The 23,177-nt window shown below is 72.9% G+C and carries 22 protein-coding genes; 7 read left to right on the forward strand and 15 right to left on the reverse strand.

From position 1 onward, the window contains the following. Positions 1–311: 311 nt before the first annotated feature. Together HHX31_RS23960 and HHX31_RS23965 are read right to left on the reverse strand one after the other, a co-directional pair. A complete protein-coding gene (locus HHX31_RS23960) occupies positions 312–1,874 on the reverse strand; it encodes a hypothetical protein (RefSeq protein WP_169950582.1) in 1,563 nt (520 codons plus the stop codon). Further along, a complete protein-coding gene (locus tag HHX31_RS23965) occupies positions 1,871–2,638 on the reverse strand; it encodes an ABC transporter ATP-binding protein (RefSeq protein WP_169950583.1) in 768 nt (255 codons plus the stop codon). Before HHX31_RS23965 ends, HHX31_RS23960 begins: the two co-directional genes overlap by 4 nt. Positions 2,639–2,850: 212 nt before the next feature. Between HHX31_RS23965 and HHX31_RS23970 the strand changes: the two genes are divergently transcribed. The 7 genes from HHX31_RS23970 (at position 2,851) to HHX31_RS24000 (ending at position 9,917) form a co-directional block, all read left to right on the forward strand. Then, entirely contained in the window at positions 2,851–4,440 is a 1,590-nt protein-coding gene (locus HHX31_RS23970) for an acyl-CoA carboxylase subunit beta (RefSeq protein ID WP_169950584.1), read from the forward strand. Beyond that, a complete protein-coding gene (locus tag HHX31_RS23975; protein ID WP_169950585.1) occupies positions 4,437–4,658 on the forward strand; it encodes an acyl-CoA carboxylase subunit epsilon in 222 nt (73 codons plus the stop codon). Before HHX31_RS23970 ends, HHX31_RS23975 begins: the two co-directional genes overlap by 4 nt. Before the next feature lie 197 nt (positions 4,659–4,855). Then, a complete protein-coding gene (locus HHX31_RS23980; protein WP_311932205.1) occupies positions 4,856–5,740 on the forward strand; it encodes an NYN domain-containing protein in 885 nt (294 codons plus the stop codon). Positions 5,741–5,875: 135 nt separating this feature from the next. Further along, positions 5,876–7,402: an Ada metal-binding domain-containing protein gene (locus HHX31_RS23985; RefSeq protein WP_169950587.1), complete on the forward strand. Its 1,527-nt coding sequence runs from the start codon at positions 5,876–5,878 to the stop codon at positions 7,400–7,402. Further along, complete coding sequence (locus tag HHX31_RS23990; RefSeq protein WP_169950588.1) at positions 7,399–7,893, forward strand: methylated-DNA--[protein]-cysteine S-methyltransferase; 495 nt, start codon at positions 7,399–7,401, stop codon at positions 7,891–7,893. Before HHX31_RS23985 ends, HHX31_RS23990 begins: the two co-directional genes overlap by 4 nt. A 165-nt stretch (positions 7,894–8,058) precedes the next feature. Further along, entirely contained in the window at positions 8,059–8,727 is a 669-nt protein-coding gene (locus HHX31_RS23995; protein ID WP_169950589.1) for a response regulator transcription factor, read from the forward strand. Further along, on the forward strand, positions 8,721–9,917 hold the full coding sequence (locus HHX31_RS24000; protein WP_169950590.1) for a histidine kinase: 1,197 nt from the start codon (positions 8,721–8,723) through the stop codon (positions 9,915–9,917). Before HHX31_RS23995 ends, HHX31_RS24000 begins: the two co-directional genes overlap by 7 nt. Before the next feature lie 39 nt (positions 9,918–9,956). Here the strand turns inward: HHX31_RS24000 and HHX31_RS24005 are convergent, their stop codons facing one another. The 13 genes from HHX31_RS24005 to HHX31_RS24065 form a co-directional block, all read right to left on the reverse strand. Beyond that, on the reverse strand, positions 9,957–10,646 hold the full coding sequence (locus HHX31_RS24005) for a hypothetical protein (protein WP_169950591.1): 690 nt from the start codon (positions 10,644–10,646) through the stop codon (positions 9,957–9,959). 160 nt (positions 10,647–10,806) lie between these two features. Continuing rightward, a complete protein-coding gene (locus tag HHX31_RS24010) occupies positions 10,807–11,763 on the reverse strand; it encodes a hypothetical protein (RefSeq protein WP_169950592.1) in 957 nt (318 codons plus the stop codon). Further along, a complete protein-coding gene (locus HHX31_RS24015) occupies positions 11,760–12,431 on the reverse strand; it encodes a hypothetical protein (RefSeq protein WP_169950593.1) in 672 nt (223 codons plus the stop codon). Before HHX31_RS24015 ends, HHX31_RS24010 begins: the two co-directional genes overlap by 4 nt. Before the next feature lie 135 nt (positions 12,432–12,566). Beyond that, positions 12,567–16,034, reverse strand: a complete 3,468-nt coding sequence (locus HHX31_RS24020; protein WP_249346352.1) for a hypothetical protein — start codon at positions 16,032–16,034, stop codon at positions 12,567–12,569. Next, on the reverse strand, positions 16,031–16,432 hold the full coding sequence (locus HHX31_RS24025) for a pilus assembly protein TadG-related protein (protein ID WP_169950594.1): 402 nt from the start codon (positions 16,430–16,432) through the stop codon (positions 16,031–16,033). Before HHX31_RS24025 ends, HHX31_RS24020 begins: the two co-directional genes overlap by 4 nt. Before the next feature lie 71 nt (positions 16,433–16,503). Continuing rightward, positions 16,504–16,986: a TadE/TadG family type IV pilus assembly protein gene (locus HHX31_RS24030; RefSeq protein WP_169950595.1), complete on the reverse strand. Its 483-nt coding sequence runs from the start codon at positions 16,984–16,986 to the stop codon at positions 16,504–16,506. Then, positions 16,983–17,609 carry a TadE/TadG family type IV pilus assembly protein gene (locus HHX31_RS24035; RefSeq protein ID WP_311932206.1) on the reverse strand — a complete coding sequence of 209 codons (627 nt, stop codon included), beginning with the start codon at positions 17,607–17,609 and terminating at the stop codon, positions 16,983–16,985. Before HHX31_RS24035 ends, HHX31_RS24030 begins: the two co-directional genes overlap by 4 nt. A 43-nt stretch (positions 17,610–17,652) precedes the next feature. Continuing rightward, positions 17,653–17,889: a hypothetical protein gene (locus HHX31_RS24040; RefSeq protein WP_169950596.1), complete on the reverse strand. Its 237-nt coding sequence runs from the start codon at positions 17,887–17,889 to the stop codon at positions 17,653–17,655. Next, positions 17,889–18,881: a type II secretion system protein gene (locus HHX31_RS24045; protein WP_169950597.1), complete on the reverse strand. Its 993-nt coding sequence runs from the start codon at positions 18,879–18,881 to the stop codon at positions 17,889–17,891. Before HHX31_RS24045 ends, HHX31_RS24040 begins: the two co-directional genes overlap by 1 nt. Before the next feature lie 129 nt (positions 18,882–19,010). Continuing rightward, positions 19,011–19,952 (reverse strand): type II secretion system F family protein, encoded by a 942-nt coding sequence (locus HHX31_RS24050; RefSeq protein ID WP_169950598.1) that lies wholly within the window; start codon positions 19,950–19,952, stop codon positions 19,011–19,013. Further along, positions 19,949–21,268 (reverse strand): ATPase, T2SS/T4P/T4SS family, encoded by a 1,320-nt coding sequence (locus HHX31_RS24055; protein ID WP_311932207.1) that lies wholly within the window; start codon positions 21,266–21,268, stop codon positions 19,949–19,951. Before HHX31_RS24055 ends, HHX31_RS24050 begins: the two co-directional genes overlap by 4 nt. Continuing rightward, the gene (locus HHX31_RS24060; RefSeq protein ID WP_311932208.1) at positions 21,265–22,056 is read right to left on the reverse strand and encodes a hypothetical protein; all 792 of its coding nucleotides are present in this window, start codon (positions 22,054–22,056) and stop codon (positions 21,265–21,267) included. Before HHX31_RS24060 ends, HHX31_RS24055 begins: the two co-directional genes overlap by 4 nt. 1 nt (position 22,057) lies before the next feature. Then, a complete protein-coding gene (locus tag HHX31_RS24065; protein WP_169950599.1) occupies positions 22,058–22,741 on the reverse strand; it encodes a hypothetical protein in 684 nt (227 codons plus the stop codon). Positions 22,742–23,177 lie beyond the last annotated feature (436 nt).

Raw genomic sequence — 23,177 nt, forward strand, 5'->3', positions numbered from 1 at the left:
CGTCGTGATCTTGCAGTTTGTCGCACACCATAGGCCCGACCTGCGCGTGCGTACTTCACGATCTTGCATTCTGCCGCCCTATCCGCGCCTGGCCAGCAACGTACGCGTCCTCGATCTTGCATTTGCAAGATCACGACACCGCTTCGCGCAGGCAGTGGCGGCAACGGGCGCATTTCTGCAAGATCACGAGATGCCTACACCCAGGCCAGCGTGAGTGCGTGCGACAAATTGCAAGATCACGTAGTGGATATGCGCAGGTCAACATGGGCGCCTGCGACTAATTACAAGATCACCGCGGGGGTTAGGGGGGGTTAGGTGGGGCGGGAGACGGCGGTGAGGAGTTCGGGGAGGCGGGCGAAGCCGATGCCGGCGGCGAGCCGGCGGCCCGCCCAGGCGGCCACCGCGCCGTACGGCACGGCGAGCACGGCCCACCAGGTGAAGCCGAGCATGACGGGCAGCGCGATCGGCAGCGCGAGCACACCGGTCACCAGCATCGTGGCGGTGGAGGAGGCGAACGCCTGCCCGCCCTGCCCGGGGGCGGCTCCGGAGAAGGCGTTCATCCGCTCGGGATAGGTGTACGGCACGAGCACGCTGGTAATGGAGCCGACCCCCATCGCCACGCCGAGCACGCCCCACGCCGTGAGCGCGGCGGCGGGCGCCCACGCGGCGTTCCCCGCCACGAGGGCGGCGGCCACCGACGCCAGCGCCAGCAGCGGCACGGCGACGACCGCCATGGCCAGGTGCCGCCCGGCCAGGTCGGTACGCAGGCCGCGCGGGGTCGCGACGGCCACGACGTTCATCCACAGCGACCTGCCGTCGATGCCGAAGAGGTTGGCCGCCTGCAGCCCCATCACCACGGCCGCCAGGCACGCCGGGCCGATCGCGGCCCATGACCCGTTACCGCCGCCGGGACCCCTGAGGGAGAACATGAAGACGGCGCTCACGAAGACCGCGCTGAGCCAGTTCACCCGGGCCCGCGGTTCGCGTCTCGCGTACTTCAGCTCCTTGGCGACGACCGCGCCGAGCATGCCGCCGGGCAGGAACCGGCTCGTCTTTGAACGGCGGACGGAGCCGCCACCCCCGGTGGAGGAGTCGGGCCGCACCAGCGCGTACCGCAGCGCCGCGATCCACAGCCGGGCGAGAACGACGACCGACGCCGCGACGACGACCAGCTCGGCGAGACCTGCGAACCCTCCGTCGGCGATCGCGTGCGCGGCCATCCCCGGCGGCGTCCAGCGCAGGAAGTCCCCCGCCGACGCCAGGACGCGCACGGGATCGCCGGACAGGCCGCGGTTCAGCAGCAGGTTCGGCACCTGGACGAGCAGCAGGCCGAGGATCGCGACCACCGCGAGCAGGTCACGTCCCCTGCGGGTGCGCAGCACGCCGGACAACGCGGTGGTCACGAGGCGGGAGGCCGTGAGGCAGAAGGCGAAGAGAAGGAGCACCGCGGGCACCCCGATCAGCACTCCGCCCGGTCCGTGGGCGAGCGCGACCACGCCTCCGCACAGCGCGGCAAGCGAGGCGAGCGGCCACGGCCCCGCGGCCGACGCCGCGAACATGCCGGTGGCGAGTTGCCGGGTGGTCAGCGGGAACAGCGCGAGCCTGGCCGGGTCGAGCGTCTCGTCCAGCCCGAAGGCCATGAGCGGCACGACGACCCAGCCGGCGGCGAACACCGCGAACGCCACCGACACCAGGTCGAGGGCGATGCCGGACGGCGCGAGCCGGGCGAGGGACAGCAGCGCGAAGCCCGCGACGGCGGCGAGGAACGCGGCGACCAGCGAGATGACGAAACCGGCCTGCCTGCCCGCGTCGCCGCGCAGTCCCCCGCGGATCAGGCTGAGCTTGAGCCGGACGAACAGCCGGGCCGTCGTCACGGGGTGCTCCCGGAGCCGAGCCACGACAGTCCCTCTTCACCGTTGCCGCGTACGCCGACGAGGTCGAGGAACGCCTCGTTGAGCGTGCGGCCCCGCCGTACGTCGTCGAGCGGGCCCTGGGCGACGACGAGACCCCTGTTCATCACCGACACCCAGTCGCACAGCCGCTCGACCAGGTCCATCACGTGGCTGGAGAACACGACGGTGGAGCCGGACGCGGTGAACCTGCGCAGCACCTCGACCAGCGTGTTGGCGGAGACGGGGTCGACCCCCTCGAACGGCTCGTCGAGGAACAGCACGCGCGGATTGTGCAGCAGCGCCGCCGCGAGGCCGATCTTCTTGCGCATGCCGGTGGAGTAGTCGACCACCAGCTTGTCCTGCGCCTCGGCCAGGTCCATGACCTTGAGCAGCTCGTCGGCGCGCCGGCCGACCTCGTCCAGGGGGATGCCGCGGAGCTGACCGCCGTACGTCAGCAGTTCGCGGCCGGACAGCCGTTCGAACAGCCGCAGGCCCTCGGGCAGCACCCCGATGTGGGCCTTGACGCTGATGGGGTCGGCCCACACGTCGTGGCCGTCGATCTCGATCCGCCCGCCGTCCGGGCGCAGCAGCCCGGTGATCATGCTCAGGGTCGTCGTCTTGCCGGCGCCGTTGGGGCCGACAAGGCCGGCGAAGCTGCCTCTCGGCACCACCAGGTCGACCCCGCCGACCGCCACCTGCTGCCCGAAGCGCTTGTACAACCCCTGTGTGCGTACGGCGTCCGCCATGGATCCCCCGTTCGTCCCCAAGCCGTCGTGGATCCGAACGAACGGGACGTCAACCCCGTTCCTGGTACGGCCCATGAGGCGTCGCGGTGGCGTGACCCGGCGCGACCACGCGACGCCGGGCTGGTTACCCTGTCCGCCATGGATTCGACGCGACCAGGAGCGGCGTCCGGGACCCGAGGGCCGCTGGGCATGCGAGGAACGGTGAGCGGGCGATGAGCGCGGAAAGCGCCCCCGGGATCGACATCCACACCACCGCGGGAAAGATCGCCGACCTGGAGCGCCGCCAGCGTGAGGCGGCCCACGCCGGCTCCCAGCGGGCGGTGGACAAGCAGCACGCCAAGGGGAAGATGACGGCCCGCGAGCGCCTGGCGGCCTTCCTCGACGAGGGCTCCTTCGTGGAGTTCGACGAGCTGGCCAGGCACCGGGCGACCGCCTTCGGCCTCGACCGCGAACGCCCGTACGGCGACGGGGTCGTGACCGGGTACGGCACGGTGGACGGCCGGCCTGTCGCGGTGTTCGCGCAGGACTTCACCGTGTTCGGCGGGTCTCTCGGCGAGGTCTTCGGCGAGAAGATCGTGAAGGTCATGGACCACGCGCTCAAGACCGGCTGCCCGGTGATCGGCATCAACGACTCGGGCGGGGCGCGCATCCAGGAGGGCGTGGTCTCCCTCGGCCTGTACGCGGAGATCTTCAAGCGCAACGTGCACGCCTCCGGAGTGATCCCGCAGATCTCGCTGATCATGGGCCCGTGCGCGGGCGGCGCCGTGTACTCCCCCGCGCTGACCGACTTCGTCCTGATGGTGCAGGAGAAGTCGCACATGTTCATCACCGGGCCGGACGTCATCAAGACCGTGACCGGCGAGGAGGTGACGTTCGAGGAACTGGGCGGCGCGCACACGCACAACTCGAAGAGCGGCGTCGCCCACTACGAGGCGTCCGACGAGCAGGACTGCCTCGACTTCGCCAGGGCGCTGCTGTCGTACCTGCCGTCCAACAACATGGACGACCCGCCGGCCTTCGACACCGAGGCGGACCTGGAGACGACCGACGCGGACCGCGAGCTCGACACGCTGATCCCCGACTCGGCCAACCAGCCGTACGACATGCACACGGTCATCGGGCACGTCCTCGACGACGGCGAGTTCCTCGAGGTCCACGCGGGCTTCGCGCCGAACATCGTGGTCGGATTCGGCCGGGTCGAGGGGCGTTCGGTGGGCGTCGTCGCGAACCAGCCGATGCGGTTCGCCGGCACGCTCGACATCGACGCCAGCGAGAAGGCCGCCCGGTTCGTCCGCACCTGCGACGCCTTCAACATCCCGGTGCTGACCTTCGTCGACGTGCCGGGCTTCCTGCCGGGCACCGGCCAGGAGTGGAACGGCATCATCAGGCGCGGCGCCAAGCTGCTCTACGCCTACGCGGAGGCGACCGTGCCGCTGGTCACGGTCATCACCCGCAAGGCGTACGGCGGGGCGTACGACGTCATGGGGTCCAAGCACCTCGGCGCGGACGTCAACCTCGCCTGGCCCACCGCCCAGATCGCCGTGATGGGCGCGCAGGGCGCGGTCAACATCCTCTACCGGCGCGAACTGGCCGCCGCGGACGACCCGGACGCCGCGCGGGCCCGTTTCGTCGGCGAGTACGAGGACACGCTGGCCAATCCGTATCTCGCGGCGGAACGCGGCTACGTCGACGCGGTCATCCGGCCCTCCGACACCCGGGTCCAGGTCGTCCGCGCGCTGCGCGCACTCCGCAACAAGCGGGCCGCGCTGCCCCCGAAGAAGCACGGGAACATCCCGCTGTGAGCGACCGGGATCCTTATCTCAGCATCGTGCGGGGGGAGGCCACCCCCGAGGAGACCGCCGCCCTGGTCGCCGCGCTGGCCGCCAGGGCGGCGGCGCCCGGCGGCCGGCCCACGCCGCCGCCGGCCGCGGCGCACTGGGGGAACCCGGCGCATCGGCTGCGTCCCGGGCTCCGGCACGGACCGGGGGCCTGGCGGCGTGCCTTCTTCCCGGGCGGCTGACGCCGTCTGGCCCGTCATCCGCGACGACCACGGTCGGATTACATCGACGGAACAGGGTGTCAACTGGCTCAAGAGTTGGGACTATCTAGAAAGCGGGGGAATATAGTCAGCCGATCATCTAGTGACGAGTCCAGGAGGACACCATGGCCATCCCGGACTTCAGCGCACATGGCATTTCGGCCAAGTATGCCGTTCTAGTGGACGTTGGTTACCTTTACGCGGCCGCCGGTGAAGTTCTCTTAGCGGCCAAGGAGCGTAAGGAGTACCGCGTCGCGGCGGATGAGCTGATCCAGGCGCTGCAGAAACACGCGGTCGATCGCATCCAGGGTGAGCTGCTGCGGGTCTACTGGTACGACGCCGCCCGTGACCGTGTGCCCACCGTGGACCAGCGTGTGATCGCCCAGTTGCCCTGGGTCAAGGTGCGATTGGGCAACCTCAACGCCCGTGGCCAGCAGAAGGGCGTGGACGCGCAGATCCGCAGTGACCTTGAGGCCCTCGCCCGGCACCACGCTGTGAGCGACACCGTTTTGATCGCCGGGGACGAGGACATGGTGCCCGCCGTGGAGGCCGCGCAGGCGTACGGCGTGCGCGTCCATCTGTGGGGGGTGGAGCCGCCTTTCGGCACCAACCAGGCCGAGCGGCTCGTCTGGGAGTCGGACACTGTGGAGATCCTGAGCGCCGACTTCCTGCGTCCTTTCTTCACCCGCGCCCCGGTGCCCGTTCCCGTCCCGCCCACGCCGTCGCCCGCCCAGGTCTTCGCGGGCCGTACGGTCAAGCCGATGCCGCCGAAGACGCCCGCCGGGCAGGTCGCCAAGCTGGGCCCTGGACGGCCTCGCGTGGAGGAGGTCGGCGAGCACGTGGCGCAGAAGTGGATACTGACCCGCGGCCGGGACAACATCCGCGACCTGCTGCCGGGCCCGCTGCTGCCCACGGTGATCGACACCGAGTTGCTCATCGAGGCCGAGAAAGAGCTCGGCCATTCGCTCCGGCCCTACCCTGAGGCCCGCGTGTGGCTGCGTGACGGCTTCTGGGCCCGGGTCTACCGGGAGTTCGATCTCGGAGTCGGCATTTCCAGCAAGTGACGTCGGTGTCGAGTCCCGCGCGGGACCGTTCCCGGCTCAGTGGCCGGTCCCGCGCGGCGCTCCCCGGGCCCGCCGTGACGGCGGCGTCCGATTTCCGCCAGCCCGTGCCGGTGGCCAGCGCATAACGTCGTGTGCGTGACCACACGACAGCTCGACTTCGACGCGTGCTATCTCGCCGTGTCCGCACGGGACTCCCGTTTCGACGGGCGCTTCTACACGGCTGTCACCACCACCGGCATCTACTGCCGCCCGATCTGCCCCGCCCGCACTCCCGCCCGGTCCAACGTGCGCTTCTACCGCCACGCCGCCGCGGCCGAGGCCGCCGGGTTCCGGCCGTGCCGCCGCTGCCGACCCGAGCTCAGCCCTGGCGACCCCGGCTGGGACGTCCGGGCCGACCTGGTCGGACGCGCGCTGCGGCTGATCGACGACGGGGTTGCGGACGACTCCGGCATCGCCGGGCTGGCCCGCAGGCTGCACGTGACCGAGCGGCACCTGCACCGCCTGTTCGCGGCCGAACTCGGCACAGGACCGCTCGCCGTCGCCCGCACCCGGCGGCTGCTGCTCGCCAAGCAACTGCTCACCGAGACCACCCTTCCGATCACCGACGTCGCGTTCGCCGCCGGGTTCGGCAGCGTGCGGCAGTTCAACGCGGCCATGCGGGAGTCGTACGGCTTCGCCCCCGGCGACCTGCGCAGGGCCGGCGGACCGATGCGGGGGGCGCACGGTCCCGCCGCCGTCACGACCGGCCTCACCCTGCGACTCGGGCACCGCGAGCCGTACGACGCGCGGGCGATGCTGCGTTTCCTCGCCGCCCGGGCGATCCCCTCGGTGGAGGCGGTCCGCCGGTCGGGGGACGACGTGACGGCCTACACGCGCGCCGTCCCCGGCGGCTCGATCACGCTGCGGCCCGCGGCCGGCCACATCCGGCTCACCGTGCGGACCACCGGGACGCACCGGCTCTCCCGGCTGGTGGCGCGCTGCCGTCGTCTGCTCGACCTCGACGCCGACCCCGGGGCGGTGCGGGAGGCACTCGGTGCGACGTCGCTCGCGCCGCTGGTGGCAGCCCGTCCCGGGCTGCGGGTGCCGGGAGCGTACGACGGGTTCGAACTGGCGGTCCGTGCGGTCGTCGGTCAGCAGATCTCGGTCGCCGGGGCCCGCACCCTGCTCGGCCGCATCGTCGCCAGGGCCGGCCTGCCCGCCGTCCCCGGCCTGTCCGGCGTTCCCGGCCTCCCCGGCGCGAACCCGGACGAGGAGGCGGCGTCCGGCGAGGTGCCGACGCTGTTCCCCACCGCCGACCTGCTCGCCACCGCCGACCTGGACGGGCTCGGGCTCACCACCCGCAGAGTCGCCACGATCAGGGCGCTGGCCGAGGCCGTCGCCTCCGGCGGGATCGACCTCGACGGCGCCCGCGACCCCGCCGACACCGTCGCGGGGCTGCTGGAGATCCCCGGCATCGGCCCGTGGACGGCCGGTTACATCGCCCTGCGCGCGCTGCGCGACCCGGACGCGTGGCCCGAGGGCGACCTCGTGCTGCGCAGGACCATGGAACGGCTCGGCGTCGTCCCCGGCGAGACCGAGCGGTGGCGGCCCTGGCGCGCGTACGCCGCGCTTCACCTGTGGAAACACGCATCCGACACCTCGGAAGGACGCGACGAATCGTGATCGTCACGCAGACCCTGCCCACGCCCGTGGGTCCCCTCGCCCTCCTCGCCCGTGACGGCGTGCTCGTCGCCGCCGGCTTCACCGCCGACCCCGGCGAGATGTTCGCCCGGCTCTCGCCGTCCCTGCGGGCGCTCCCGATGCGGGAGGGCGATCTCGGCGACGCGGCCGAGGCCGTACGGGACTACCTCGACGGGAAGGTCGACGCGCTTGACCGGGTCCCGGCCGAGCAGCCGGGCACCCCGACCAGGCAGCGGCTGTACGAGGCGCTGCGCGCCGTGCCCGCCGGCACCACCGTGTCGTACGCGCGACTCGCGGAGCGGGCCGGGCTGCCGAGGACGGCCGCGCGGGCCGCGGGGTCGGCCTGCGCGCAGAACCTGATCGCGCCGTTCGTGCCGTGCCACCGCGTGCTGCCCTCGACCGGCGGTTACGGCGGCTACTACTACGGCTCGCCGGTCAAGGAGTGGCTGCTCGCCCACGAGTCCCGCGCCTGACCCGATCGCCGGGCCGCCGGCGACGGCCGAGTCCTCCGGCGGGAGGACGGCCGATCCGTCACATGGGGGACCGCACGGCCCGCGAGGTCACGTCGATGGAGGGACGCCCGCCCGCGAACGGCCGGGTTACGCTGCCGCCGGTGCCATCGACGACGGGAGCCTCGGGTGACCATCAGGCTGGTGATCGCCGACGACCAGGCGATGATCAGGGCCGGGCTGCGGCTCGTCGCGGAGTCCGAGCCGGGCATCGAGGTCGCCGGTGAGGCGGCCGACGGCTTCGAGGCCGTGGAGGTGACCCGGCGGCTGCGGCCCGACGTGCTGCTGCTGGACATCGCGATGCCCCGGCTGGACGGAATCGGCGCGGCCAAGCTGCTTCTCGGCGATCCTCAGCCGCCCAGGATCATCATGCTGACCACCTTCAACACCGGCGACAACCTGAAGGCCGCGCTGCGGGCCCGGGTGAACGGCTTCCTGCTCAAGACCTCGCCCCCGGAGCACCTGCTGGAGGCGGTGCGCGCCGCGGCGGCGGGCGCCGCGCTGATCGACCCCACGGTGGCCCCCCAGGTGATCGACGACTTCGCGAGCCTGCCCGACCTCGCCGCGCCGGCCGAGCTCGGTTCGCTCAGCGAGCGCGAACTCCAGGTCCTGCGGATGGTCGCGCAAGGCCTGTCCAATCCCGAGATCGCCCGTGGCCTGGGCATCGGCGAGGCGACCGTCAAGACGCACGTCGCCCGCGTCCTGCACAAACTCCGCCTGCGCGACCGCATCCAGGCCGTGGTGTTCGCCTACGAGACGGGGGTCGTACGGCCGGGAGAGCGGGCCGAACCGTGCTGAGGCGATTCGCCGGCGGCTGGCGGCCCTCCCGGCTCGACGTCCTGCTCTCCCTCGCCGTGACGGTCGCCGGGCTGGTGGAGTCGTTCGGCCGGCAGGGCTCCGAACCGTGGCAGATCGGCGATCCTTACCCGTTCGCGGCGGGCGCGGTCGCCGCAGGGCTGGTGGTGCTGCTGCGGTCCCTGTTCCCCGCGACCGCGCTCCTCCTGCTGACGGCCATCGGGTGGGCCGTGCAGGTGGCCGCCGGTCACGGGTACTACGCGGCCTGGCACTTCTACTCCACCCTGATCCTCGTCCACACCGTGGCCGGCGCGGCCGAACCCCGCAGCCGGCGCGGGCTCGCGGGGCTCGGATGCGTGCTGCTCGCCTACGCGCACCTGCAGACGCTGCAGAGCAACGACGCCGCCGAGGTCCTCATCGGCGCGATCTTCGTCGGCGTCGCGTACGGCAGCGGCATCCTGCTGCGGCGGCAGATCGACCAGACCAGACGGCTGGCCGAGCAGACGGCCCGGCTGGAGGCCGAGCGTGAGGAGCGGGCGCGGTGGGCGGTCGCGCAGGAGCGGTCCCGCATCGCCCGGGAACTCCACGACGTCGTCTCCCACAACGTGAGCCTCATGACGTTGCACGCGGGCGGGGTGCGCAGGCTGCTCGGGGACGACCGCGCCCGCGAGCGCGACCTGCTGCTCGCGGTGGAGCAGGCCGGCCGCGAGGCGGTCGGGGAGCTCGGGCTGATGCTCGGCATGCTCCGCCAGACCGAGACCGAGACCGAGACAGGGGCCGGGGCGGGGGCGGGGGCCGGGGCGCCCTCCCCGCAGGCCGGGCTCGACCGGCTCGACGAGCTGATCTCGCAGGTGGCGCAGGCCGGTCCGGAGGTGCGCCTGCGTGTCACGGGCGCCCCCCGGCCCCTGCCGGCAGGGCTGAGCCTGTCCGCCTACCGGGTGATCCAGGAATCCCTGACGAACGTGCTGAAGCACGCGCACGCCACGACGGTCGACGTCGTCCTCCGGTACGCGCCCGGCGAGTTGCGCGTGACCGTCGTCAACGACGGGGTACGCGCTCACTCGGCGGGCACAGGCGGGCACGGGCTCATCGGCATGCGGGAGCGGACCGCGCTGCACGGGGGCGAACTGTCCGCCGGGCCCACTCCATCAGGGGGCTACCGCGTGCTGGCCGTCTTCCCACTCCCCTGCTGAGCGCCTCACGCCTGTTGAGCGCCTCACCCGCTGAGCGCCTCACGCCCGCTGCGTGGCTTGTGCCCCCACGACGGGCCTCGCGGGGGTGTCGCCCGCCCACTCGTCGTCGGTCATGCGCAGCATCCTGAGCCCGATCGCCCCGGCGCCGGCCAGGTAGAGCAGCCCGCCGACGATCGTGCCCACCGGGTAGACCGGCGCCCCCAGGATGCCGGCGAGCATCGCGAACGGCGCCCACCACGGCGTACGCCGGGAGTAGGCCAGCGCGAGCCCGAGCAGGAACAGGCCGAGCAGGCCGACGAAACCGGGCACCTGGAACCCGAACGTCGCCCCGGGGTCGGCGAACGCCTCGTCCCCGATCCGGGCCCCCTGCTCGGGCGGCAGGGCCCGCTCCAACCGGGAGTAGAAGAAGTCGCCGAGCATCAGCCCGGAGAAGTTGACGACTCCGAGCAGCGCCAGGCCGCCCGCGATGTGCCCGAAGAGAACTCCCTTGTGCCGGATCAGGTGGATCATGCCGATGATCCCCGGCACCAGCAGGACCCAGCTCCAGTGCAGGAGCGAGGCGCTGACCGACACCTGCTCCGGATAGCGGCCGTAGACGCCGACGGTGTCCCCGCCCTGTCGCAGCGCCGGGTCCGCGACCACCCCCGCGATGTAGACGAGCGGGGCGGCGACCAGGCAGAGCCCGGCCGCCGTCCGGCGGAAGGCACGTGCGTCAGAAAGCACCGACATGACAACTCCTCGTGTCCGTCCCGCCGCCATCGGACGGGATCGGCAGGGAGATTAGGCAGGGACATCCGCGCAGGTCGTCCTTCTCCGGGACGACCTGCGTTCCGCCGATCTCCCTACACGGAGCCGCGGGTCGTACGCCCACGAGTCCCGCCGGGGCGGGTCAGTTCTTGACGATGCTCTGGACCTCGCCGACGGGCACGTCCCTGGTGGCCGAGACCTGGATCGGGTCGTACGCGAACGGGACGGCCTGGCCGCCCTGGGTGCCGTTGCCCACGACGTTCCAGACGCTCGTCACGGTCAGCGTGTAGATCTTGCCGGGCTGGTCGACGGAGGAGCGCAGGTAGACGACGCCGCACTCGGGTTTGCCCTCGCCGTCCTTGTCCGCTCCCTTCGTGTACGGCTTGCCGGTGGCGCCGCACCCCTTGTCGTACACCTCCGCGCGGTCGGCGCCGGTGCCCGGCTTGATCTCAAGGTGGTCCGGTGTCGCCGTGACGGTGGCGGACATAACCCCCGGCAGCGTCGCGGTGACCGACCGGGGCTCCGCCTCCGCCCCGTCCAGCCACACCCAGGTCCCCAGGTTGACGTAGCTCTTGGCGTCCGGGCTCAGCTTGATCTTCGGCTCCGGCACGGTCAGCGCGGCCCTGGCGATCTGCATCAGCTGTTCCAGCGTGATGCCTCCGGCGGGAGTGGTGCCCTCGGGCACCCAGACGAGCGGTTCGAGCCCGGCGGCGCACGAGGGTCCCGCCGGGTTGCTCGCGTCGTAGGCGACGCCCCACCACTGGCCCTCCTCGCCGACCTTGTCGCCGAACTTGTTCAGGTCCACGTCGTAGTCCAGCCCCGCGTCCGCCGCCTGCTTCTTCTGCTGCGCCTGGAGGTTGCGCATGTCGTCGGCCGACGAGTTCGGCTCGTACCAGCAGGGGCGGGGCATCCGGTAGCCGTCGCTCTTGCCGCCGAGCCCGTTGCCCGAAAGGCCGATCTTGGAGTTGGTCAGCTTGACCCCGGCGGTGTTGCCCTGCTGGAACGCCTCGCCGTGCGGATCGGCGGCGGCGGGCCCGCCCACCGCGAGCATGCCGCACGCCAGCAGGGACGTCACCGCGATCGCCGTTCTGCCGCTCATCGCACGCACTCCTTCGCGAGCTCGTCCGGATATTCCGCGTGGCGGTAGAGCCGGATCCGCCAGACGCCGTCGTCGCCGCGCCCCAGGCCGGCGGTCTGCAGATAGACCGCGCGCGGGCGTTTCAGCCAGGCCGGCTGGCGGGCCACCGGGACGCCCTGCTCGTCGGTCAGCCGCAGGCCGGTCAGATCGACGCAGCCGTACACCTCCGCTCCGCGTCCCATCGTCGAGGGCACGCGCAGCGCGTAGAGCCTGGCCACCCCCCGGGCCGACCGCCTGTCGTCGAGGAAGTCGCGCACCCAGGCGAGGGCGTCCCGGTAGGCGGACGACTCGGCGTCGATGCCCTTCACGTACGAGCGGTCGCCGCCTGAGGTGCCCACGGCCCGCCACTGGGCCGTGAAGTCGCGGGCGAACGCCTTGATCGCGGCCGACCGCACCGGGTCGGGCTCGGCCGGCCACTCGATCTCGACGGTCAGCCCGGGCGCCGCCGTGATGGCCTCCGTCCCCGGCTGTCCCGCGGGCGTCCCGGCCGCCGTCGCCGCGGCCGGCTCGACACCGCCGCCGGGGGTGAAGCCGCGCTCGGCGTCCGACGGCGCGCACGCCGAGACGAGCAGCAGGCACGCCGTGACGACCGGCGCGGCCACCGCCGTGGCGAGTCCTGGACGCGGCAAGGGGGCCCTCCGCAGTACGCGATCCCCCGCCGCTGCCACCCTAGGCGGCGGCGCGGGAGACGAACCAGCGCTATGCGCCGATCGGCATGGCTCGGAGGGCGACGTCCCTGGCGTCCCTGGCAATTGGGGCTCCGATCAGGCGAGGCGTGAGGTTCGGAGGTCCGGGGAGACGGTGCGGCGCCAGTCGGGCAGCAACTCGTCGATGAGCGCCTCAGTCTCCGGCGCCATCCCGCCGCCGTACGGGTGCGAGGCCGCACGGCGCAGCAGGCCGTCGACGACCGCCCGCAGCCGGACGGGCTCCCCCGTGGCGTGCGCCGCCCTGAGCAGGTCGCGCCACAACCCCTCGTCGTCCGCCGCGAGCAGCAGCCCGGCCCTGGCCGCCGCCACCGCGCCGTGCGGGTCGTGGCGGGCCAGCCGGATCTCGCACAGCGCGTGGGCGGCGTCCGCCACCCAGGCCGTCACGTCGTACTCCAGGGGGTCGGCGGCCAGCCAGGCGTACCGGTCGGGCGGCCTGCCGTTCAGCAACGGGCCGCGCACCAGCTTCAGCGCGCGCTCCAGCAGGCCGGCCTCCACGTCGCCGGCGCCGAGCGTGGCCGCGCCCGGCGCGGCACCCCCGGTGGTCTCTGTGGTGGTTTCGGCCCATTCGCCGGCCTGCCGTACGAGGTCACGGAAGAGCCGCCAGTCCGTACGGATCTCCGGCCCGAGCCGCACCCGCCCGGACCGGTCGAGGAACAGGTGGGGACGGCCCTCGGAGTCGCGCCCGAGCCACTCGGCGACCCGCGCGATCGTGGCGTCACGCACGGCGAGTTGCACGCCGCGCGGCCACAGCACGCCGGCCAGCACCGCCGGGTGGACCCCCTCCGGGTGGGTGGCGAGGTAGACGACGAGTTCATGGGCGAGGGCCGCCCGGCCCTCTTCGAGCGGGTTCACCGGGCTGATCTCGATCGGGCCGAGGATCCGCACCTCGATGGAGGGCGGCTCCTCGCTCAACCGCTCGGTGAGCGGGGCGAGCGGCTCGCCCTCCTGCTGACCGGTCGTGTGGAACAGGGCGACCACGGCGTCGTAGTGCCGCCGCGGCAGCAGGTGCGCCTCGATGTCCAGGCCCAGGGCGTCGACCCGGGCCCTGCCGTCGTCGGTGACCTCCCACGTCCAGGTGGCGTGCGGCACCTCTCCCGCGATCACGAAGCCGCCTGCGGTGCGCCTGCCCTTGCCGAGCAGCGCGAGGCGGCGCGCCTCGTCCTCGTCGGGCCGGATGGCCGACAGGAGATAGTGCGGGGTGTAGGCGGAGTCGGCCACCCGGCTGTGCACGCGGCCGGTCAGCACGTCGCCGTCGAACCGGGCGTGCTCCTCGAACTCCGGCAGCACCTCGGCCAGGCTGCCCGCAGTCCTGATCCGCTCGGGCGCGATGAGGGTCAGCTCCTCGCCGAAGCCGACGAGGGTCACGCGCATCTGGTCGGACCACCGGTTGGTCGCCAGTTCGACGGCGAGCGCCGACAGCGCGGCGACGGTGTGCGTACCGGTGATCGCGATCACCCCGTGCGCGGCCTCCAGGTCGACCAGGACCCGCCCGTTCTGGCCGGTGCCGAGCGAGACCAGCCCGGGATAGGGCGCGGGCACCCCGGCCAGCACGTGCTCGTCGATGCGGCGTCCCTCGTGGGCCGGAAGACGCCACACCTGCCCGTCGTCGCAGGACTCCCACGGCTCGGGAGCGTCCCGGTCCGCCGGGTGGATCCACAGGTCGAGCCCGCGGTTGGACAGGTGGACGGCGTAGATCGTCGGAGGGCGCCGGCCGGCGTCGGCCAGCAGGCGGCCGAGCAGGCGCAGGCCGATGTCGAGCATCCGGCTGCCCGGGGCGTCGGCGCCCAGCCGGATCGCCACCTCGGCCTCGGCCGCGTCCCCGCGCGGCCGGGCGATGCGCCATCCGAAGGCACGGCGCCACAGTTGCTCGCGCCTCCTGCGGCCGATCAGGGCCAGCAACCCGGCCGCCGCCAGCGACGACGCCGCCAGGTAGTCGGCGAGGACCGGCCCGCCCTGCCGCTCCCCGGGCTCCTCTCCGGCAGCCGTGGGCCGCCCGTGGGCCGCGGGGGGCGTCTCCGGCACCCCGGCGGGCTGGGCGGTGGTCGTGCCGACCGGCCGCGGCGTCGCCGTGTCCCCGGCCCTGCCGGTGTGCTCCGACGGGGTGTCCTGGGGCATCGCGGGCGGCGGCAGCACGATCCCCGGCTTGCTCGGCTCGGGGGTCGCCCCGCCCCGCTCGTGGCTCGTGTCCCCCTGCCGTCCGGCCTCGCCCGGCCGGGCGGTGGAGTCGTCCCGGCCCTGGTCGGGCCGGGTGGTGTCGGCCTCGCCCTCCGCCGTACGCCCCGTGTTCGAACCGGGGGGTGAACCGGTGTGCGAGCCGGTGGTGGGACGCGGGTCCGGCGTCCCACGCCGGTCTTCTGTGGCGCGCCGGTCTTCTGTGGCGCGCCGGTCGCTCGTGACGTCGCCGCCGGACGCCGCTCCCCCGGCGTACCGGGTGTCGCCGTCGAGTTCGGCGGGCGCGCGGCGGTGGTCCTTCAGGATCTCCGGCCGGTCGTCGTCGACGGGCACGACGTGGACGTTCCTGGCGTCGTCCGGCATGTCGAGCACCCAGCCGGGACGGATGAGGTCGGCCATGTGCAGCCGGCTGCCGTCGGGCTGTTCCTTGTGCTGGTTGAGCCGGTAGATCTCCGGATAGCGACGCCCGTCACCCAGGCACTTCTCCGCGATCTCCCACAGGCTCTCGTGGTGGCGTCCATGCGGAGGCTGGACCACGTAGACCTTCTTGACCTCCCTGGCCTGCAGGGCAGGGCGCTCCGCCTCGGTTTGCGGCACCGGCGCCGACAGCGCCGCGACCTGCGCCTTGATCGGGGCCGGGACGCCCGCGCGGGCGATGGGCAGCGCCACGGCGGTCGCGGTGAACAGCAGCAGCACGGCGGAGACCAGGCGGTTCGCGAGTGCCTGGGTGCCACCCGACAGCGGCACCCTGGCCGGCATGCCGACCCGCCGCAGCCCGGCGTAGACCTCGACGACCACGCACAGGAACAGCTGCAGCCAGGCCAGCCACACCAGAAGGATCATGATCGCGATGATCGTGTCCGGACCGACCTGGCTGGTGAAGACGTCCGCGTTCAGCAGGTCGCCGCTGATCGGCGGACCTGCCAGCCGGAGCAGCGCGTACGGCACACCGCCGACCAGGCCCACCAGCGCGACCAGGGCCCCGAGGCCGGCGAGGAGGTCCCCAGCCGTACGCCGGGCCCGCAGCCGTACGGGCCGCTGGTCGTGCCAGTGGTCCGGCGCCCGCTGCGGGCCGAGCACGGACGGCAGGCCCTCCGCGCGAGGGCGAGGGCCCCGGCCCGGCGTGCCGCCCGCCATGGCCCCGATGCCGGAATCCCGCTGCGCCGCGCCGGACTGGGTCGGGCCGGACTGGGTCGCGCCGGGCTGGATCGCGCCGGGCTGGGGCGCACCAGGCTTGGGCGCGCCGCGTCGCGCTTCGCGCCCCTGGCCCCGCTGCGGCTCACGCCCCGTCCCCCGCGTGGTCTCGCGGAGGAACTCCTCCCGCCGCCCCCCAGGCGGCCTCGTCCCTGTCATGCCTCTCCAGGATCAGGAGCGGCCGTGGCCTCCGCTTCCATGTCCGAGCCGGCGAAACCCAGCGCGGCGAGGAAGAAGGCGTTCCAGTGGACCGACACCGCCACGGTGACGTCAGCCTGGCCGCCGCCCACGGTGCACTCGGTCATGCGTACGCCGTCGGTCTCCTGACTGGCCGTGATCTCCTCCGCAGGGCCGCACACCGCGCTCTCGTCGGCGAGCAACCGCACCTGACCGGTGTCCCGCAGGGTCTCGACGTCGATCTGGTCGGCGGCGGCGCGGGCGGCCTGCTCGGCGATGTCCGCCGCCTTCAGCCGGGCGTTCATGGCGGCCCCGCCGTCGACCAGCAGCCCGGCCAGCAGGAACACCACCCCCGAGAAGAGAACCACGAACACCGACATGGAGCCCCGCTCTCCGGGCCTCGGGCGTGACTCGTTCCTGGCGCGGGTGCGGCGCGTACGCGGCGGCGGGGTCACTGCACCCTCCGAAACCGTTCGAGCGGCACGACCGAGGCGCCCGACATCTCCTTGCTCCCGCCGAAGCCGAGGAAGTCGAGGTCGAGCTCACAGCTCACGGTCGCCCGCACGAAGCCACCCGTCTTCCATTCGCTGCCGGACATGCTGACCTGCGGCGAGCAGTCGCCGGAGAGGGCGGCCTCGGCGGCCTCCTTCGCGGCCGACTCGGCCTCCGACTCGGTGCGCTGCACCGAGGCCGCCCTCGCGGCGTCCCGCGCGGCTCCGTTGACCTCCCCCTGGGCCTCCACGATCCGGCCCGCGCCGACGAGGAACATCAGGAACAACAGGAAGAGCGGGGCCAGCATGACCGTCTCCGCCGTCATCGACCCGCGTTCCCCGGCGCGCGTACCCCGGCCGGCCCGTACGGCGTGGCGCACGCCGCGCGGTCCCGGCACGGCGTGCTCGCCCGGCGGGGCCGATTCCGGTGAGGTCCGGGTCATTCGCAGCCGTCCGAGCCGTCGTCGGGACGGAAGCACTCGATGGGCCCGCCGAAGCGCGAGGTGATCGTAAAGGTCATCTGGGGCAGCAGCGGCACCACCTGGACGGCGCTGCCGGTGATCTCCACGCCGCGCTGGTCGCCCTGCTCCCACGCCGTGGCCTGGGCGTCCTTCAGCAACTGCGGCCCGATCGCCTGCACGATCTGCCGTGCCTTGCTCTCGGCCGCGTCCTGCCAGCCGTCCGAGCCGCCCGCGCGGGCGATGCGGGCGCCCTCACGGGCCGCGGCGTCGGCCACCTGGCGGCCGTGGAACCAGAGCGTGACCTGGACGACCAGCAGCACGACGGCGAGCACGACCGGCATGAGCATGGCGAGTTCGATCACCGTGGCGCCCCGCTCGCCCCTCCGGCGTCCCGTGGCCTGCCCGCTTCGCTCGCTCTCCACATCCCGCGCGGGGGCCACGTCTCGTCCGCTCGTCTCGGCCCGCCGGGGGCAGGATCCGTACGGCATGCGGGCCGTGCCCGCGGTGACCACGCCCCGCGGACCGTGCACGGTGGCCGCGGCCCGTACGGCGGGCGCCCCGCCATCCACGCGACGCGCGGGGGCCGCGGCGCGCGCGTTCGTCACTCCCGGCATGGTCGCCAGACCCGGGTCGCCGTGCCCCTCGGGGTCACTCCGCGCCCCCGCCGCCACCGCCCCCGCCGCCACCGCCGCTGAAGCTGTTCTGGATGTCGGACTGCTTCTGCTCGACCAGTTGCCTGATCAGCGTGGCCAGGCCGAGAGCGACTCCGGCGATGATCGCGGTAATGATCACCCATTCGACCGCCGAGGCGCCCCTGGACGGGGCGTTCCTGGCGCGGTCCAGCCGCACGTGGAGCACGGCGATCAGATAGTGGAACCAGAGCATCAGGCCCCCAACATCTTCATGGCTGCGGGAAAACTAAGGAAGATCACGAAACCCGCGCACAGCAGGAGCTGGGCGACGAGCATCGACTGGGACCGCTCGCCCGCCTTGCCTTCGACCTCCGCGAGTTCGCGGCGGCGCAGGGTGGCGGCGCGGGCGGTGAGAGACGCGCGGACCTTGGCGCCGTCGTCGGCGACGAGCCCGAGCGCTGCCGACAGGTCCCGCAGTTCGTCGACGTTGATCTCGTCGCCGAGCTGGCCGAGGGCCTGCCAGGGGGTGATACCGACGATCCTGGCGTTGGCCAGCGCCTCGCGGATGCGCTCCATCGCCCAGTTGGAACCGGGGGCCGGCCCGGCGCCGTTGCCGGCGGCCCCGTTGACGGCGCTGCCGTTCAGCGCGCCGGGGGTGGTGACGGGGCTGCCCACGGCGACCGCCATCATCAGTGCCTCCGGCACTCCCCTGCCGCCCGCGAGGTTCATCGACACGAGGTCGAGGAAGGCGCCCACCGCGTGCCGGAAGTCCCGGCGGCGTACGGCGGCGTCCCGCCGGATCTGCACGTCAGGCAGCAGGAAGAAGATCACACAGACGACGAGGGCCGACCAGAGCGGCACCTGCACCGAGACGCCCCACCCCATCAGCGCGAGCCAGCCGACGAGGAGCGGGAACGCCAGCAGGCCGGAGACGCCGAGCAGCAGCTTGGTCGCGAGGAACCCCTCGAAGGACTTGCCGAGAAGCGCCAGGTCGGCCTTGACCGATCGCGCCTCCCATCCGCGGGCCGCGTAGAACCTGGCGAGCCGCAGGCCCAGCATGCGGCGGAACTCGCTGACGTCCTCCTCGGGCGCGATCAGCGGCGCCCGGGGCACGCCCTCGCCGTCGCGGGCCTGGTCGAGCGCGGCGAGCCGGGCGGTCAGGCCGGGGCGGGGCGGGAACAGCGCCCGCAGCAGCAGGAAGAGCCCGAGGCCGAGTACGGCTCCGCAGAGCACGGTCAGGATCACGGCGCCCCCCACCGATCCGCAAGATCACGTACGACATCGCGCCTGGTGGACGGCGGATGCGCGAATTTCTGCATGATCACGAAGGGCGGAGCCGCAGGCCGGGGGCCGTCGCTGCGACAAACTGCAAGATCACGGCTGGTCATGGAGCAGGTCACCGCCCCTCGCTGCGACTTTTTGCAAGATCACACCCTTGTCTGGGGGGCGGTGGTAGGGGGCGAGGATGCGGGCCGGCTTGTCGAAGCGGGCGAGCCGCCGCATCCAGGCGAAGCTCACGCCGAACAGGCCCGCCACCACGACCAGCACGGCCTGGCCGAGCACGGAGTTGTACTCCTCCACGTACGAGCGGTTGAAGACGACCAGCGCGGCGGCGAACGCGAGGGCGGTGCCGACCACGATCTGCACGCTCTTGCGGGTGGACCTGCGCTCGGCCTCCACCCGCCGCCGCATGTCCAGCTCCTCGCGGGCCGACACCGCAAGGGCCGACAGCACGTCGCGCAGGCCGGGCCCGCGCAGCCGCGAGTTGAGGATCAGCGCCGCCACCACGAGGTCGGCCGAGGTGTCGTCCAGTTCGTCGGCGAACATCCGCAGCGCGTCGGCGAGCGGCATCCGCGTGTGCAGCCGGTCGACCAGGGCCCGCAGGTGCGGCTGGAGACTGGGGGCCGCGGCCCTGATCGACGAGGGGATGGCCTGTTCGAGCCCGGCCGCGCCCGCGATGGTGTCGCGCAGCGACTCCGTCCACGCCGCCAGGCCCTCCAGCCGCCGCATGGCGGCCCGCTCCTCCGCCGCGCCGCCGGTGAAGCCGCGCCAGGCCAGGACGAGCAGCACGGCTCCCGCCGCGATGACCGGCCAGCCGGTCACCACCAGCACCACGACGCCGGTGACCGCCGCGATCGCCGAACGCGTGGACAGGGCGCGCAGCAGGCGCATCCGCTCGGCCCTGCCGTCCGGACCGGCGGGGCGAGGGCGCAGGCCGTAGATCGCCAGGGCGAGCAGGAAGATCCCGCCGCCCGCCGCGGCGCCGGCCAGCAGCACCAGGGGGTCGATGAGGCCGGGAGGCAGCAGCCCGTTCATCGCCACGCCCCCCGCGCCGGGTCGTACCCGTGGGCGGCCAGTTCGTCCGCGCAGGAGATCGGGGCGTGCGGCACCAGGTAGTCGCCCGCCATCGCGAACACCTCGGAGGACAGCACCCGCCCGTCGCAGCCCGTGACCTCCCGGACGCTGGACACGTAGCGGCGCAGGGTGCCTCCCCTGTGGTAGTCGTTGCGCTTCTCGATGAAGACCACGAAGTCGATGGCCCCGGCGATGAGCATGTGGGTGGCCTCGATCGGCAGCCGCTCCTCGGCCTGCAGCGCGTACGTCGCGATGCGGTTGAACACCTCCATGCTGGAGTTGGCGTGGATCGTCGACAGCGAGCCGTCGTTGCCCTGGGTCATCGCGTTCAGCATCGTGACGATCTCGTCGCCCAGCACCTCGCCGACGATCACGCGGGAGGGGTTCATGCGCAGCGACCGCCGCACCAGCTCGGCCATCGTGATCTCGCCCTGTCCCTCGGAGTTGGGCAGGCGGTGCTCGAAGGCCACCACGTTGGGGTGCAGCTCGGGGAACTGGTCGAGCCCCAGCTCGAGCGCGCGCTCCACGGTGATCAGCCGCTCGTGCGGCGGGATCTCGTTGGCCAGCGCCCGCAGCAACGTGGTCTTTCCCGCGTTCGTCGATCCCGCGATCATGATGTTCTTCCGCGCGGCCACGGCGGCCGTGAGGAAGCGGCCCAGCTCGGGGGTGAACGTGCCGTTCCCGACGAGGTCGCTGAGGAACACCTTGCCGAGGCGGGCGCGGCGGATCGACAGCGCGGGCCGCACGGTGACGTCCATGACGGCCGAGAGGCGGGAGCCGTCGGGCAGGCGCAGGTCGAGCTGCGGGTTGGCGGTGTCGAAGGGCCGCGACGACAGGCCCGAGTAGGCCGCGAGGATCTGGATCAGCTCGACGAGCTCCTCGTCGCTCTCCGCGACGGGGTCGTGCAGGAGCTCCTGGCCGTCGGCGTAGCCGACGAAGACCCGGTCGCAGCCGTTGATGTCGATGTTCTCGACTTCGGGGTCGTCCAGCAGCGGCTGCAGGCGGCCGACGCCGAACAGCGCGGCGTGGATGCCCGCCGCCAGCGCCTCCTCCTCCTCGGCCGTGGGCGGGGTGCGGCCGACGCCGATCTCGCTCCGCGCGTGCTCCTCGAGCACCTGCGCGATCAGGGCCCGGGCGAACTGCCGCTCGTCCTCCCCCGACATCAGCGGCACGCCGCTCGCCTGGTCGAGCCGCCGCTGGTGCGCCAGCCGGTCGCCGACCTCCTGCCGGAACCGCTTCACCAGGCCGTGGTCGATCGGCCGCCGCTGGGAGTTCACGAGCGCACCTCCGGCTCCCTGTTCGCCGTCCTGATGACGGGCGGCGACGCCGCGTCGCCGCCCGCGGCCGGCTGCGCGGCCAGGCGCGTGGCGAGCTCCCTGGCCGTGCGGATCAGGAGGCTGCGGTCGAGCCGCCCGCCCCACTGCCCGCGCAGCAGTTCCGCGCCCTTCGGGTCGTACGCGAGGCCGCCGACGAAGGCGACGTCCCAGCCCGAGACGATGCGCCGGATCTCCTCCAGCGACGACCGGTACGACCGGGGGTCGGCGATCACCACGACCCCGACCCTGCGCCCGATGAGCGACAGCCGTTCGCGCAGGTGGGCGACGTGGTCGAGGCTGGCCCTGGTGAACAGCACCACCTGGTCGGCCTCGGCCACCAGGTCGCCGATCTGCGGGTGCAGCCCGAGCCTGCCGCAGTCGGCGAGCACGTCGGCGTGCGGCAGCGCGGCGAACGCCCGGCCGAGCGGGCCCCACAGCCAGGTGAGGCCGGCCGCCTGCTCGCCGTTGGTGAGGCCGGCCAGCACGTCGAGGCCGCCGACGAGCCGCTGCGTGTGCTCGTAGACCAGGTCCGCGTGGAGCCCGCGCCGCGCGACCGCGCCGAGGCTGAGCAGGCCGCGCCCGGGGTTGAGCACGCTGCCGTCGTCGCCCGGCAGCCGGTAGGCGAGGTCGCCTCCTGAGGGGTCGCACTCGGCCAGCAGCACCGGGCGGGGCCACACGGCGCCGAGAGCGGTCGCCGCGGTGGTCACGCCGGGCGCCCCCTTGTCGGCGGCGAGCACGATCAGCGCCACGTCACTTGACCCCCGGGAGCGTGATGAGGGCGATCTCCCCGCTGGACGCGTACTGCGCGACGGCGGGCGCGATCGAGGTGTCGACGACGACCGTGACCAGCCCGCCGCCCGAGCGCCCCGAGCCGACGCCGTCGACGCGGGCGGCGGTCGCCAGCACCTTCTGCTGGGCGGTGCCGGCGCCCCGGCCCGTCGCGGGCACGTAGATCACCTGGACGACGTCGCCGCTCCTCAGGTCGGCCGGCATCTGCCCCGCCTTGAGCGACAGGCCGACCTTGGCCCGGCCCGGCCCGACCAGGTCGGTGGTCGTGGCCGTCATGCTCTGGGTGAGCAGCGTGCCGGGCAGCAGCGTCACCGCGGCGTACGTCGTGGCCACCTGGTCCTTGAACCGCCAGGGAACGTAGTCGACTCCGGTGTCGGCGATCTGCACCTCCTGGAGGGCGGTCTGCGGGATGAGCTGCCCCGCCCCCACCTGCTGGGTGATCCGGACGGCGGAGACGCGGTCGCCGCTGCGCATGACCAGCAGCGTGGTGGCCAGCGCGCCGCCCAGGATGAGGAGGACCGCGAGCGCGGCGAGCGCGGGCTTGCGCTCCCTCGGCGGGACGGGCAGCCTCCGTGAGGCCGGGCCCGACAGTCCTGGCCGCGTGGATGCCCTGCCGTCCTGCGACGTCTTCTCGCTGATCCTCATGGGTGGGGGACTCCCAGGGATGAGTGCGCCCTGATGTTTCGGGCCGCTCGAATCTGTTTACGGTCTTGCCATTTGTCGCTAATTCACTCCATTATGGCCAGCTTGCGCCGCCATAAGTGCCGGGAAGCGGCGACCCATGCTTATCCGTTAGGAATACGCCTGTCAACGGGAGTGGATCTATCGCCAAATCGACACAAGGCTTTACTGAAACGATATTTCATGATAGTACGGATGCACTTCTTTCCCAGTTGTCACACCATTCACACCGTTCGCGCTATTGCGGACGGCACACGAGCGAATCCGTACGCGGAAGGACCCTCCCGGCGGCGACGTCGAAGTGTGGCATGACAGACACCTTTCCCTATTCCGGAAAACGCCCAGATGAGCGCGGGTGGCGCGGCTACCGTGTCCTCGCGGGCCACCGGCCGCGCCCGGA

Source organism: Microbispora sp. H11081, assembly GCF_012999535.1.
Lineage (GTDB): Bacteria > Actinomycetota > Actinomycetes > Streptosporangiales > Streptosporangiaceae > Microbispora.

Excerpts from the sequence above, each read along its gene's own strand:
- HHX31_RS23965 (WP_169950583.1), bottom strand. The coding sequence starts at position 2,638 with ATGGCGGACGCCGTACGCACACAGGGGTTGTACAAGCGCTTCGGGCAG.
- HHX31_RS23970 (WP_169950584.1), top strand. The coding sequence starts at position 2,851 with ATGAGCGCGGAAAGCGCCCCCGGGATCGACATCCACACCACCGCGGGA.
- HHX31_RS24005 (WP_169950591.1), bottom strand. The coding sequence starts at position 10,646 with ATGTCGGTGCTTTCTGACGCACGTGCCTTCCGCCGGACGGCGGCCGGG.
- HHX31_RS24010 (WP_169950592.1), bottom strand. The coding sequence starts at position 11,763 with ATGAGCGGCAGAACGGCGATCGCGGTGACGTCCCTGCTGGCGTGCGGC.
- HHX31_RS24020 (WP_249346352.1), bottom strand. The coding sequence starts at position 16,034 with ATGACAGGGACGAGGCCGCCTGGGGGGCGGCGGGAGGAGTTCCTCCGC.
- HHX31_RS24025 (WP_169950594.1), bottom strand. The coding sequence starts at position 16,432 with ATGTCGGTGTTCGTGGTTCTCTTCTCGGGGGTGGTGTTCCTGCTGGCC.
- HHX31_RS24030 (WP_169950595.1), bottom strand. The coding sequence starts at position 16,986 with ATGACCCGGACCTCACCGGAATCGGCCCCGCCGGGCGAGCACGCCGTG.
- HHX31_RS24040 (WP_169950596.1), bottom strand. The coding sequence starts at position 17,889 with ATGCTCTGGTTCCACTATCTGATCGCCGTGCTCCACGTGCGGCTGGAC.
- HHX31_RS24050 (WP_169950598.1), bottom strand. The coding sequence starts at position 19,952 with ATGAACGGGCTGCTGCCTCCCGGCCTCATCGACCCCCTGGTGCTGCTG.
- HHX31_RS24065 (WP_169950599.1), bottom strand. The coding sequence starts at position 22,741 with ATGAGGATCAGCGAGAAGACGTCGCAGGACGGCAGGGCATCCACGCGG.